At 63.2% G+C, this 13,124-nt stretch carries 12 protein-coding genes and 1 pseudogene; 10 read left to right on the top strand and 3 right to left on the bottom strand.

What is annotated here, in order from left to right; translation table 11 throughout:
* Positions 1 to 246: 246 nt before the first annotated feature.
* From V1292_RS01420 to V1292_RS01400, 5 genes are all read left to right on the top strand, one after another.
* On the top strand, positions 247 to 513 hold the full coding sequence (locus V1292_RS01420; protein WP_334369978.1) for a hypothetical protein: 267 nt from the start codon (positions 247 to 249) through the stop codon (positions 511 to 513).
* A gap of 253 nt (positions 514 to 766) precedes the next feature.
* Complete coding sequence (locus tag V1292_RS01415) at positions 767 to 3,034, top strand: acyl-CoA dehydrogenase (protein ID WP_334369977.1); 2,268 nt, start codon at positions 767 to 769, stop codon at positions 3,032 to 3,034.
* The gene (locus tag V1292_RS01410; protein ID WP_334369976.1) at positions 3,034 to 4,317 is read left to right on the top strand and encodes an acetyl-CoA C-acetyltransferase; all 1,284 of its coding nucleotides are present in this window, start codon (positions 3,034 to 3,036) and stop codon (positions 4,315 to 4,317) included. Before V1292_RS01415 ends, V1292_RS01410 begins: the two co-directional genes overlap by 1 nt.
* A gap of 2 nt (positions 4,318 to 4,319) precedes the next feature.
* Entirely contained in the window at positions 4,320 to 6,416 is a 2,097-nt protein-coding gene (locus V1292_RS01405) for a 3-hydroxyacyl-CoA dehydrogenase NAD-binding domain-containing protein (protein WP_334369975.1), read from the top strand.
* A gap of 74 nt (positions 6,417 to 6,490) precedes the next feature.
* Positions 6,491 to 6,841, top strand: coding sequence for an acyl-CoA thioesterase (locus V1292_RS01400; protein WP_141686447.1), 351 nt, complete (start codon positions 6,491 to 6,493; stop codon positions 6,839 to 6,841).
* A gap of 138 nt (positions 6,842 to 6,979) precedes the next feature.
* Here the strand turns inward: V1292_RS01400 and V1292_RS01395 are convergent.
* Positions 6,980 to 7,279, bottom strand: a pseudogene (locus tag V1292_RS01395) (glycine zipper domain-containing protein); the annotation flags it as partial.
* A gap of 144 nt (positions 7,280 to 7,423) precedes the next feature.
* Between V1292_RS01395 and V1292_RS01390 the strand changes: the two are divergent.
* Positions 7,424 to 7,612, top strand: coding sequence for a hypothetical protein (locus tag V1292_RS01390; RefSeq protein WP_334369974.1), 189 nt, complete (start codon positions 7,424 to 7,426; stop codon positions 7,610 to 7,612).
* Positions 7,613 to 7,636: 24 nt separating this feature from the next.
* Here V1292_RS01390 and V1292_RS01385 read toward each other — a convergent pair whose 3' ends face one another.
* Complete coding sequence (locus tag V1292_RS01385) at positions 7,637 to 8,080, bottom strand: nuclear transport factor 2 family protein (RefSeq protein WP_334369973.1); 444 nt, start codon at positions 8,078 to 8,080, stop codon at positions 7,637 to 7,639.
* 234 nt (positions 8,081 to 8,314) lie between these two features.
* Between V1292_RS01385 and V1292_RS01380 the strand changes: the two genes are divergently transcribed.
* Positions 8,315 to 9,145: a DeoR/GlpR family DNA-binding transcription regulator gene (locus tag V1292_RS01380; RefSeq protein WP_334369972.1), complete on the top strand. Its 831-nt coding sequence runs from the start codon at positions 8,315 to 8,317 to the stop codon at positions 9,143 to 9,145.
* 7 nt (positions 9,146 to 9,152) lie between these two features.
* Here V1292_RS01380 and V1292_RS01375 read toward each other — a convergent pair whose 3' ends face one another.
* Positions 9,153 to 9,746, bottom strand: coding sequence for a LysR family transcriptional regulator (locus V1292_RS01375; protein ID WP_334369971.1), 594 nt, complete (start codon positions 9,744 to 9,746; stop codon positions 9,153 to 9,155).
* Between the two features lie 129 nt (positions 9,747 to 9,875).
* On the opposite strand from V1292_RS01375, the gene V1292_RS01370 reads away from it, so the two are divergent.
* The 3 genes from V1292_RS01370 to V1292_RS01360 all read left to right on the top strand — a co-directional run bounded on the left by V1292_RS01370 (position 9,876) and on the right by V1292_RS01360 (position 13,122).
* Entirely contained in the window at positions 9,876 to 10,259 is a 384-nt protein-coding gene (locus V1292_RS01370) for a RidA family protein (RefSeq protein ID WP_334369970.1), read from the top strand.
* Positions 10,260 to 10,444: 185 nt separating this feature from the next.
* Entirely contained in the window at positions 10,445 to 11,989 is a 1,545-nt protein-coding gene (gene glpD / locus V1292_RS01365) for a glycerol-3-phosphate dehydrogenase (RefSeq protein WP_334369969.1), read from the top strand.
* Complete coding sequence (locus tag V1292_RS01360; RefSeq protein ID WP_334369968.1) at positions 11,986 to 13,122, top strand: ABC transporter ATP-binding protein; 1,137 nt, start codon at positions 11,986 to 11,988, stop codon at positions 13,120 to 13,122. Before glpD ends, V1292_RS01360 begins: the two co-directional genes overlap by 4 nt.
* Positions 13,123 to 13,124 lie beyond the last annotated feature (2 nt).

The raw sequence follows: 13,124 nt of genomic DNA, 5'->3' as shown, positions 1-13,124 counted from the left end.
TCGGTCATTCCGGGATGCGCCCGCATGGGCGCAGACCCGGAATCCATTGGGCCGCATTACCCGCGTCGGGATGGATTCCGGGCTCTCGCTTCGCGAGCCCGGAATGACGAAGAAGGCGATTCATTAAAATTAGCTACAAATTCGCAACCGCCAACCAACCGCTCCGGCGAAAGTTGGGCACGCTTAAACTGAGCGTTTATTGCGAACGGTCCACCCTTCTTCGCAAGAAGGGAGGCCCGTCCACCAATGCCCATATTCAAATATTTTGCCGTCGTGGGATCGACACTGCTCGTATTCCTGTTTGTTTCGAACGCTTACCTCACTGACGACGAAAGCAATTTGCGCTTCGATGGATCGCTGTACGGGAGCGCGCTTTACGCGCCTCGTGTGGCAGAAACCCGAGCGACCGCGGAGCTTCGCTTTACCCGCGATGTCACGCCTGCCGTTCGCGTCAGGGAAGTATTTGCCGTGTTCGTCCCCAATGAGCGACGCCGCAACAAGCGTGATTCATAACACCGGTATGCTCGCGGTTGAGACCGGTGGGCACTCCGGAGCGGCATCCGTCCGGCAACGTTGCCGGTCTCTAAGCGCTGGACAATGCAGGCATTTTGGGAACGGGCCCGGGCCTCCGCCGTTATCTCCAAGTTCAGTTTCGCTTCATTTCCCGATGCGAAGCGTCTCCGAAACCCGTGCTTTTCAGCTAGGATGAACCCATGTTTGGTATAGGTGAGGCGAGACGTCGCGCCTTGATCATGAGGAGGTCGCCATGAGCTTCCGCCGCGATTTCATCAGCAAACCGATCTTCGCCTTCGCGCGCAGAGCTATGCCCGCGATGTCCGATACCGAGCGTGAGGCGCTGGAGGCGGGCGACGTCTGGTGGGATGCCGATCTCTTCACCGGCAATCCCGACTGGTCGAAATTTCTGGCTGTCGCGCCGGCGACGCTGACCGAAGAAGAAAAGGCCTTTCTCAACGGTCCCGTCGACGAACTTTGCGCCATGCTCGACGAGTGGAAGATCAATTGGGAATGGCGCGATCTTCCGCCGGAGGTATGGTCCTTCATCAAGCGCCACAAGTTCTTCGGCATGATCATTCCGAAGGAGTTTGGTGGGCTCGGCTTTTCGCCCTATGCGCATTCGGAAGTGGTGCGAAAGCTTTCGTCGCGCTCGCTGACCGCGGCCGTCACCGTGATGGTGCCGAATTCGCTCGGCCCCGGCGAGTTGTTGATGCGCTTCGGTACCAAGGAGCAGCAGGATAGATGGCTGCCGCGGCTCGCCGAAGGCACCGACATTCCTTGCTTCGGCCTGACCAGCCCGGAGGCCGGCTCGGACGCGGCCTCGATGATCGACACTGGGATCATCTGCAAGGGCAACTTCGAAGGCAAGGAAGTGCTCGGCCTGCGCCTGAACTGGCACAAGCGATACATCACGCTCGGTCCCGTCGCGACGCTGCTCGGCCTCGCGTTCAAGGCCTATGATCCCGATCATCTCGTGGGCCAGCAGGAAGAGCTCGGCATTACCGTCGCCCTGATCCCGACCCATCTGCCCGGCGTCGAGATCGGCCGCCGCCATCTGCCGGCGATGCAGATGTTCCAGAACGGTCCGAACTGGGGTCGCGATGTCTTCATCCCGATGGATTACATCATCGGCGGGCAAGAGCGGCTCGGGCAGGGCTGGAAGATGCTGATGACCGCGCTGGCTGCCGGCCGCGGCATCTCGCTGCCGTCGCTGTCGGCCGCGGGGGCGGCGTATGCGGCACGCACCACCGGCGCCTATGCCCGCATCCGCGAACAGTTCGGCATCTCCATCGGCAAGTTCGAAGGCATCGAGGAGCCGCTCGCGCGCATCGCCGGCACCGCCTATCTGCTCGATGCCGCGCGGCGGCTGACCTGCGCGGCGCTGAACCAGGGGCATCATCCCGCCGTCATCTCCGGCATCATGAAGCTGCACGCCACCGATCGGATGCGTACCGTGATCGACGACGCCATGGATATCCATGGCGGCAAGGCCGTGATCGACGGACCGCAGAACTACATGGGCAGCCTCTATCGCGCGGTGCCGGTTGGCATCACCGTTGAAGGCGCCAATATCCTCACGCGAAATCTCATCGTGTTCGGGCAAGGTGCGATCCGCGCTCATCCATTCCTGCTCGACGAAATGAATGCGTTGGGTGAAGCCGACCGGCCTAAGGGCTTGGAAGCCTTCGACAAGGCATTCTGGAGTCATGTCGGCCACAGCTTCAAGACCATGTTCCGTGCCTGGGCCAGGTGCTGGACCTTCGGCCTGTTTGCGCCAGCGCCCGATGCCGGCGAGGCGACGCGGTTCTACCGCCAGCTCTCCCGCTACTCGTCGGCGTTCGCGCTGTGCGCCGACATGGCGCTGTTGACGCTTGGCGGCGCGCTCAAACGCAAGGAAATGCTCTCGGCCCGGTTCGGCGACATTCTGTCCGAACTCTATCTGCTGTCCGCCGCGCTGAAACGCTGGCAGGACGAGGGACGGCAGCAAGCCGATTTCGCAGCGCTTGAATGGTGCATGGCGACGGGCTTTCGCACCATCGAGAACCGCTTTGCCGAAATCCTCGCCAACCTGCCGAACCGGTTCGTGGCGGTGATCCTGAAATTCCTGATCCAGCCGTTCGGTGCGCGCGTGCTCGGCCCCTCCGACCGCATCGTGCACCAATGCGCGCAGCTCGTGCTGGAGCCATCGGCCGCGCGTGACCGGCTCACCTCCGATCTGTCAGCCGTCGATGATGACGGCGGCATCGCCCGGCTGGAGAAGGCGTTCCGGCTGGTGACGGCTGCGGACGACGTCGCAAAGCAGATGCGCGCCGCGCGGCTGCATGACTGGAAAGAGGCGGTGAAAAAGGGTGTCATCACTCAGGCCCAGGGCGAGAAGCTGCAGGCTGCACATGAAGCCGTTGCCAAGGTGATCGAGGTCGACGATTTCGCGCCCGAGGCGTTGTCGCCGATTTACAGCAAGGGGGCCGACGTGCATCAGTTCTTCCAGGAACTGGGTGAACAGAGGGCGGCAAGCTGATGGCGCGACCGGTCTTTATCGTCGACGGCAGCCGGACGCCGTTCTTGAAAGCGCGCTCCGGCCCCGGACCCTTCACGCCGGTCGATCTCGCCGTGCAATGCGGCCGGCCGCTTCTGGCGCGGCAGCCATTCGCACCGACCGCCTTTGATCAAGTCATCCTCGGCTGCGTCAACGTCATCGCCGACGAGATGAATCCGGCCCGTGTCGCCGCGCTGCGGCTCGGCATGGGCGAGAAGATGGTCGCCTTCACGGTGCAGATCAATTGCGGCTCCGGCATGCAGTCGATCGACACGGGCTATCGTTACATCCGCGAGGGCGTCTCCGACCTGATCCTGGCAGGCGGCGCCGAAGCGCTAAGCCATGCCCCGCTGGTCTGGCCGCAACAGGGCGTGCGCTGGTTCGCAGGGCTTGCAGGGGCAAAAGGCATCGGCGCGAAAGTCATGGCGGCGCTGAAAGTGAAGCCCGGCTATTTCAAGCCGATCATCGGGCTTGAGCGCGGCCTGACCGATCCCATCACCGAACTCAATATGGGTCAGACCGCCGAGGTGGTCGGCCATCTCTTCGGCATCACCCGCGCGCAGTCGGATACCTATGCTGCCGAAAGTCACAAGCGACTCGCAAAGGCGCAGTCGCAAGGTTGGCTCAAGGGCGAGGTCGAAACCGCGTTCGCGCGCGACGGAAAGTTCTACGATTACGACGACGGCGTGCGGCCGGACTCGACACCGGAGAGCTTGGCAAAGCTGAAGCCGGTGTTCGAGCGTCCCTGGGGTAAGGTCACCGCCGGCAATTCCTCGCAGATCACCGACGGCGCGTCCTGGGTGATCCTGGCTTCCGAAGAGGCCGTCGCCAAGCACGGCCTGACGCCGAAGGCGGTCATCCTTGACAGCCAGTGGTCGGCGCTCGATCCCGGCATCATGGGCCTGGGGCCGGTGCTGTCGGCGACGGAGCTTCTCAAGCGAAACAAGCTGACACTTTCGGATATCGAGAGCTGGGAATTGAACGAGGCGTTTGCGACGCAGGTGCTGGGCTGTCTCGCCGCCTGGAACGACGAAAAATTCTGCAAGGAGATTCTCGGCCTCGACGGCGCTGCGGGCGAGCTCGATCAGACAAAGTTGAACGTCGATGGCGGCGCGATCAGCCTCGGCCATCCCGTAGGCTGCAGCGGCAACCGCATCGTGCTGCATTTGGTCAACGCCATGAAGCGATTGGGCACCAGGCGCGGCATGGCCACCGAATGTATCGGCGGCGGGCAGGGCGGCGCGATGTTGATAGAGACGGTGTGAGCATGGATAGCCAGATCATGAACGTTCTCGGCGATCGCGTGCTCGAACTCGGGCCGAAGCCTGACGCTGAGAGCCCGTATAAGAATTTCAGGCTGACCCGCGATGGCGACGGCGTCGCCTGGCTCTTGTTCGATCGCGAAGGCACCAGCGCCAACACGCTGTCCGCTGACCTAATCGAGGAACTCAGCAAGATCTTGTCCGAGCTGGAAACCGCGCGGCCTACCGGTCTCGTGATTCGCTCCGCCAAAAAATCCGGCTTCATCGCCGGCGCTGACGTCAACGCGTTTCGCGGCGCCTCTGATGCGGCCGCCGTCGAGGCCGAGATCGGCCGCGCGCATGCGGTGATCGATCGGCTCGAAGCCCTGCGGATTCCGAGCGTGGCCGTGATCCACGGCTTCTGCCTGGGCGGCGGCTTAGAGGTGGCGCTGGCCTGCCAGATGCGGATCGCGATCGAGGACGCGCGGTTTGGCTTCCCCGAGGTGATGCTCGGCCTGCACCCCGGTCTCGGCGGCACCGTGCGCTTCACGCAGCTCGTCAATCCGATGCAGGCGATGCCGCTGATGCTGACCGGCAAGACCATCGACGCCCGCCGCGCAAAATCGCTCGGGCTGGTCGATGCCGTGACGCAGGAGCGGCATGTCTTGAATGCCGTGAAGGATGCCGTGTCCGGCCGCTTGAACCGCGCGCGGCCCGCGTTTCTCAATTCCGTTCTCAGCCTCGGCCCGATCAAGGGCTTTCTCGCCTCGCGCATGCGCCGCGAAGCCGGCAAGGCGGCGCGCGAGGAGCATTATCCCGCGCCCTATGCGCTGATCGATCTCTGGGAAAAGCACGGCGGCGACCGGCGGGCGATGCTGAATGCGGAGAAAGCGTCTTTCGCCAGACTAATGGTGACGCCGACCGCGCAGAACCTGATCCGCGTGTTCTTCCTGCGCGAGCAGATGAAGAAGCTCGCCGGCAGCGGCAACAGGATCGAGCATGTTCACGTCATCGGCGCCGGCGCCATGGGTGGCGACATCGCCGCCTGGTGCGCCGGACAGGATTTGCAGGTGACGCTCGCCGACATGAAGCCGGAGCCGATCGCAGGCGCGATCAAGCGCGCCGCCGATCTCTACGGCAAAATCCTGCGCAAGCGGACTGCCGTGCGCGATGCGCTGGACCGGCTGATGCCGGACATGCAGGCCGAGGGCGTCCGCAACGCCGATCTCATCATCGAGGCGGTGCCGGAAAAGCTGGAGCTGAAGCAGAAGGTCTATGCCGACCTCGAACCGAAGATGAAGCCCGGCGCGATTCTTGCCACCAACACGTCGAGCATTCCGCTGCAGGACCTGCGCACCACGCTGCAAAAGCCCGAGCGGCTGCTGGGGCTGCACTTCTTCAACCCGGTGTCGCGGCTGCAGCTCGTCGAGGTCGTCAGCCATGACGGCACCGACGCGCAACTCTTGAGGGAAGCGCTCGCCTTCGTCGGCGCCATCGACCGCCTGCCGCTGCCCGTAAAATCGTCGCCCGGCTTCCTCGTCAACCGCGCGCTGACTCCCTACATGCTGGAAGCGATGCTGATGCTGGATGAGAAGATCGATAAGACGGTGATCGACGCCGCCGCGAAAAAGTTTGGCATGCCGATGGGGCCGATCGAACTCGCCGACCAGGTTGGCCTCGATATCTGTCTGGACGTCGGCGACATGCTGCGCTCGAAGTTCGGTGACGCGCTTCCGCCGACGCCAGCCTGGCTGCGTGAGAAGGTTGCCAGAGGCGAACTCGGCCGTAAGTCGGGCAAAGGCTTTTACACCTGGAAGGGCGGCAAGGCCGATACCTCATCCGGCCTGCCCGCGACATCGGAACCCTCGGCGGAAATGATCGACAGGCTGATCCTGCCGATGTCGAATGTCTGTGTCGCCTGCTTGCGCGAAGGCATCGTCGACGATGCCGACGTTGTCGACGGCGCCGTCATCTTCGGCACCGGCTATGCGCCGTTCCGCGGCGGTCCCCTGAACTATGCACGAACCCGAGGGATTGAGAACGTGGTCTCGACGCTGCGGGCGCTTACGGAAAAATTCGGCGGAAGATTTACGCCGGATGCCGGTTGGGAGAACTTCAAGTGAATGAACCCCGTCTGCACGTGCCGGTCTCGACCGAGACTGAGACCCGCGGTGATCTCTGCATTCGCACGCTGGCGATGCCGGCCGACACCAACGCCAATGGCGACATCTTCGGCGGCTGGCTCTTGAGCCAGATGGATATTGGCGGCGGCGTGTTCGCTTCCAAGATCGCGAAATCGCGCACAGTGACGGTCGCGATCGAGGCGATGAATTTCCGCAAGGCCGTCTATGTCGGCGACCTCGTTTCAGTCTACGCCAATCTGGTGCGGGTCGGGCGCACCTCGATCACGGTGCATCTCGAAGCCTGGGTCGTGCGCCGCAAGGAGTTGCAACAGATCCTGGTGACCGACGGCAACTTCACCTACGTCTCGATCGACGACAACGGCCGTCCGCAGCCGGTCAGTCCGGACGGCGTGATCAAGACCTAGCGATTACGGGCAGGGACGCTCGTAGCCGTCACGGCCGATGAAGGTGCCGCGGCGCGGATCATAGGTCTGCGAGCGCATGCAGCGCGGCGTGTCATCATAGTACCGGGGCGGCGGCGGGGCGTATTGGGCCTGGACGCCGCAGTAACGCGGCGAAACTGCGACCCAGCCGTCAGGCTGCTCCACGTAGCAGCCGCCCTGATACCAGCGATAGCCGCCGGGCCGCGGCTCGCCCTGGGCGCCGATCGCAGCACCCGTCGTCGCCCCGACGATGGCGCCAACCGCCGCACCGCGGCCGCCGCCGAGCGCGCCGCCGACAATGGCGCCCGCCGCGCCGCCGAACAGCGCGCCGCCCAGCGTGCTTTCCTGCGCCGCCGCCTCCTGGAGCGGTGCGCAAGCCGCAAGGGCGACCAGCATCGAGAGCGCGAATTTCGGCATCATGTCAGTTCTCCAGCCATTTGAACGATTCGCCAGCGTGTTCCGCGACCAGCTTTGGCATAGGTTGGCCTTGCGGCGCAACGGCGGAAGCAGGAACAATTGCCCGCGCAACCCGTTGTAGGCCCGGAATAAATCTGAGGCTGGGCCATGTCGGACACCTACATCATCGAAGTCGGCTCGCAGCCGGCAGGGATTATCGTGCGCGCTCCCGGCGGCTATCAGTTCTTCGCCGCCTCGCACCGTTTCAACCAGTTGGAAGGACAGATATTTCGCAACGCGCGCGAGGCCGAGCGTGCGGCCTACCGTCTCGTCAGCGAGATGACGCTGGCGGCGTAACCGCCAGCGCCGGTCTGCCGGCGATCAGAGCTTGGTGGCCGACCGCGACAGCAGCTTCCAGTCCGAGCCCTGTTTCTGCCAGTTCATCAGGATGTGCAGGTTCTGCGGCGTCTTCTTGCCGTCGGTGAACTCCTGCTCGCCGACGAAGTTGAAGCGCACGATGGCCGCCGGGCCGACGACGCGGATGGTGGGGTTCTTGTATTCAAGCGAGGTCCATTTGTATTTCGCATTCTTGACGCCCGCCAGCAGCGCCGCCTTGTCGTCGACAGCTCCGCTGGAGTGGCTGTAGCTGAGTTCTTCCGCGCAGAGCGGGGCGATCCCCTCGGCATTTCCGGCCGCCTGCGCTGCACGGAAGGCTTCGACGTTCTTCGCGATGGCATCCTCGTCCGCGCCGGCAAAAGCGGGAACCACGCTCATGAGACCCAGTGCGAGTACAGGCAAGGCGAGCTGACGGCGATCGATCTTCATGGTTTCCTCCATTCGTTTCTGGTTGTGATCACAGTGTTGCAGCCACAAATTGCTTTGTCGAGCGGCCGCGCATGACGCGGCTCGCTGGCTTCGGCGCGGTCGCCTTAACCAGGATTCGTGGTTTCGCCCTGCCAAACGCCTTTGCGGCCGATCTCCCTCGTTGACCGCGGCCCCAATCAGCCGCACCATAACGGCAACTTTGTGCCCCGAGTCTATATTGTAAGGGTGCCAGCCGTGGCCGGATTATCCCATCGCCAGACCGAAATCCTCAACATCGCCCGCGCCTTTGGCCGGGTGATGGTGGAAGACCTCGCCAAGCGGTTCGAGGTTTCGGCGCAGACTATCCGAAAAGACCTCAACGACCTCTGCGACCAGCGCTCGCTGACGCGCATCCATGGCGGCGCCATTATCGCTTCCGGCGTGGAGAACCTCGCCTATGAGGCGCGGCGCTTCGTGGCGGCAGAGGAAAAGCGGGCGATCGGCGTGGCCGCTGCATCGCGGATTCCGAACGGCTGCTCGCTGTTCATCAACATCGGCACCACGACGGAAGAAGTCGCGAGCGCGCTGACCTCGCATGAGGATTTGCTGGTGATCACCAACAACCTCAACGTCGCGATGCTCTTGTATCGGCATCCGCGCATCGAGGTGATCGTGGCGGGCGGCGCGGTGCGTCGCGCTGATGGCGCGGTGATCGGCTCGACCGCGATCAGCCTGATCGGCCAGTTCAAGGTCGACTACGCCATCATCGGGGCTTCCGCGATCGACGAGGAGGGCGCGCTCTTGGACTTCGACTATCGCGAAGTGCAGGCCGCGCAAGCGATCATCGCCAACGCCCGCAGCGTCATGCTGGTCGCGGACTCCACAAAACTACGCCGCAGCGCGCCGGTGCGCATCGCCCATCTCAGCCAGATCCAGACCTTTGTGACTGACGCGCCGTTGCCGGCGGGTCTTGCCAGTATCTGCAGCCACCGCGGCATCGAGGTGGTCCAGGCGATGGAGAAGCCGGCGATGGATATCGACGATTCCAGCGGCGAGCCGGCTTCGACCGTTGTGCGGCTGAAGTAGCGCGCGATTATCCGAGCGAGCCGAGCAGCGATCTCGTTTTCAGGAACTCCCGACACTTGGCGAGGCCAGGCCAAACGACAAGAAAGGCCTGCGCATGGGGTGAGAATGCCTGGTGCAGGTTCAGCACCTCCGCATGCATTCCCGGGTATGGGCCCGGTCCGGGACGCAGAATCGCATCCAGCGCGCCACTCAACAGGTTAGCGACATCATCGGTCGAGGTTATCAGAACATAGTCCGGCGCCTGACCTGCGTTCGCAAGTTTCGCCAACAGGCCGTGCGGGTCGTCCGTCAAGTTCGGAGAGACACCAAGCCGCAACGCCTTTGTCGGCAATGTGCGCGCGACAGCATCCGCAGCCGCTGACATGCGCTCGAAGGCATCGCTGATGGTGGGCAGCATGGCCTCGCCATGGCCGGTGAGGGTGAGGCCGCGCGGCATGCGCTGAAACAGCGGAACTCCCAGGATCTGTTCCAGATGCTTGATCTGCTGGCTGACAGCGCCCGGCGTTACCGAAAGCTCCTGCGCAGCCAGTTTGAAGCTGAGATGACGACCGGCAGCCTCGAAGGCTCGCAGTCCGTTGAGCGGAGGCAGTCTGTAGCTCACCAGGATTCCATCCATAGGCGTTAGGCGCGCGCAGATTAGAAAATCTGACTCAACTGTCCAGGAAAAATGGTTTGTGCGTGCCGAGTGCAGCAGTGCACGAGGTGATGTTTCGAGGACAGGAGAAACCTAATGCACATCCGACGCATCAATGCCGAAACAGTAACCGTGCCGACGACTGGCTACAGCCAGGCGCTGGAGGTTAGCGGTCACACCCGTCTGCTTTTTGTAAGTGGCCAGATCCCGCTCGGCATCGATGGCAATGTGCCTGAGGGCTTTGAAGCGCAGTGCAGGCTCGCCTGGCGAAACGTCGAGGCTCAGCTCAAGGCAGCCGGCATGACCCTCGACAATCTGGTCATGCACCGTACCTACCTTGCCGACCGGCGCTACGCCATTCTCAATCGCTCCGTGCGAAACGAGGTACTTGGTGGACGGGAAACAGCGCTGACGGTGGTTATCGCTGGAATCTTCGACGAGGCGTGGCTTCTCGAAGTCGAGGCCGTGGCTGCGGGCTGACTGATACCGAGACCAATGCGCGAGGTCTGCCCGTGGCGCGGACCTGTGCGGCCAAGTCTCAACTTACCCTCAAGGAGGAGACCCGGTTCCCCGCTTTCGACTTGCTTTCGTTTTTCTTTGTGATTAACTCCGATCCGAAAGCAAAATCGCCGAAGCGAAGAGGCGATCGCCGGGGAAGCGTTTCGTTGGATCGGATATTCGACCTCGCCATTATCGGAGGCGGCATCAACGGCTGCGGCATCGCGCGCGACGCGGCGGGCCGGGGCAATTCCGTTTTCCTTTGTGAAATGAATGACTTGGCGAGTGGAACGTCGTCATGGTCGACTAAACTCGTGCACGGCGGGCTGCGCTATCTCGAATATTACGAGTTCCGCCTGGTCCGCGAGGCGCTGATCGAGCGCGAAATCCTTTGGCAGATCGCGCCTCACATTATCAGACCTTTGCGTTTCGTTTTGCCGCACCACGCTGGCTTGCGGCCGGCCTGGCTGCTCAGGTTAGGGTTGTTCCTGTACGACCACATCGGCGGCCGTCATCTTCTGCCGCCGACGCGCTCGGTCGATCTCGTCCATGACGAGGTGGGCAAACCCTTGATCGCCAACCGCTACAGAAAAGGCTTCGAATATTCCGACTGCTTCGTCGATGACGCACGCCTGGTGGTGCTAACGGCGCGGGATGCTGCCGATCGCGGCGCCGAAATTCACACCCGTTCGCGCGCGGTCGAGATACGGCAGGTGGACGGCATCTGGCACGTCACCGTCGAGAAAGCCATCAGCGGCGAGCGCACTACCATCCAGGCGCGCGCGCTGGTCAATGCCGGCGGCCCGTGGGTCGAGCAGGTGCTGTCGGCGGGCTCGGGTGTCAACGCGCGCGCAAAGGTGCGGCTGGTGCAGGGCTCCCACATCGTGGTGCGCAAGCTCTATGAGCACGACCGCGCCTACATCTTCCAGAATGCCGACGGCCGCATCATCTTCGTCATCCCCTACCAGGACGACTTTACGCTGATCGGCACCACCGATCGCGACTACGACGGTGACCCGGCCAAGGTGAAAGCCAGTCCTGAGGAGATTCAATATCTCTGCGCCTCCGCCAGCGAGTACCTGAAAAAGCCGGTGCTGCCCACCGACGTCGTGTGGACTTATTCCGGCGTCCGCCCGCTCTATGATGACGGCGCCAGCGAGGCCAAGGCCGCGACCCGCGATTATGTGTTCGAACTCGATACGCCCGGCGGTGCGCCGCTGCTATCGATCTATGGTGGTAAGATCACGACCTATCGGCGCCTCGCCGAAGAGGCGCTGGAGCGGCTCGCGCCCCACTTGCGCAGCGACAAAGCGAAAGAAGGCTGGACCGGCAAAGCGCCGCTGCCCGGCGGCGACATGGATGTTTCGGCGGTCGCTGCGCTGACGGCGGAACTGATGCGGAAGTATCCGTTCCTTAACCCGGCGCATGCCAACCGGCTCGCGCATGCCTATGGCACGCGTGCGACAAAATTGCTCGGCAATGCGAAATCATTGGCCGATCTAGGCCAGGCGTTTGGCGCTACCTTGACCGAAAGCGAGGTCCGGTACCTGATTTCGACCGAGTGGGCTTGCAGCGCCGAAGACGTGGTGTGGCGAAGGTCTAAACTCGGCTTGCGACTGTCGGCCGATGAAATCGCCGTGCTTGACGAATGGATCAAGGCCAACAGCGCCTCCGGTGAACGTGCCTTGCGCGAAGCGGGAGGGCGGACATGAGCGTCACGCTCGAACATGTCACGCGAACCGTGGATGGCATGGCGACCATTCGCGATGTCTCGCTGACGCTCGAGCGCGGCACGCTGAGCGTGCTGCTCGGGCCGACGTTGTCGGGCAAGACCTCGATCATGCGGCTGCTCGCCGGTCTCGACAAGCCGTCAACCGGTCGCGTGCTGGTGGACGGCAACGACGTCACTGGCGCCGATGTGCGGCAGCGCTCGGTTGCGATGGTCTATCAGCAGTTCATCAATTATCCCTCGCTGACGGTGTACGAGAACATCGCCTCGCCCTTGCGGGTGCAGGGCAGGCCCCGCGAGGAGATTGACCGGCGCGTGCAGGAGGCCGCGAAACTCTTGCGGCTCGAGCCCTATCTGAAGCGCACGCCGCTGCAGCTTTCCGGCGGCCAGCAGCAGCGCACCGCGATCGCGCGTGCGCTGGTCAAGGGCGCCGACCTCGTGCTGCTCGATGAGCCACTCGCCAATCTCGATTACAAGCTCCGCGAGGAGCTGCGCACCGAACTGCCGCGTATCTTCGAGGCGTCGGGTGCGATCTTCGTCTATGCCACCACTGAGCCCTCGGAGGCGCTGCTGCTCGGCGGCAACACGGTGTGCATGTGGGAAGGCCAGGTGCTTCAGGCCGGCAATACATCGCAAGTTTATCGCCGTCCCGATACGCTGCGCGTCGCGCAGGTATTCTCAGATCCGCCGCTCAACATCGTCGATATGGAGAAGAGGAACGGGCAGGTCGCATATGCCGGCGGCATCCAGGCGCCGGCCATCGGGCTCTATGCGCAGCTTTCCGACGGCCCCTACCGCGTCGGCTTCCGCGCCCACCAGCTCGAAGTGGCCAACGGCATCGCCGGCCGCCACGCGTTTCACGCTACCGTCACCGTGACCGAGATCACCGGCTCGGAAAGCTTCGTGCATCTCAACCGCGACGCTTCCAACTGGGTTGCGGTGCTGCCGGGCGTGCATGAATATGAGCCCGGCCAGACGCTCAATGCCGTGCTCGATCCCGACAATGTCTTCGTGTTCGATGCCGCCGATCGCCTGGTCGCAGCGCCAGCCATCGCGTTTTCAAGCGAAATGCGTGGCGGTTCGCTTGCCAACGCTTCAACAAATAAGAGCATGTGAGG

This window comes from Bradyrhizobium sp. AZCC 1719 (assembly GCF_036924525.1).
Lineage (GTDB): Bacteria > Pseudomonadota > Alphaproteobacteria > Rhizobiales > Xanthobacteraceae > Bradyrhizobium.
Note: the sequence above shows the minus strand (reverse complement) of the source record. Positions and strands in the feature narration are given on the sequence as shown.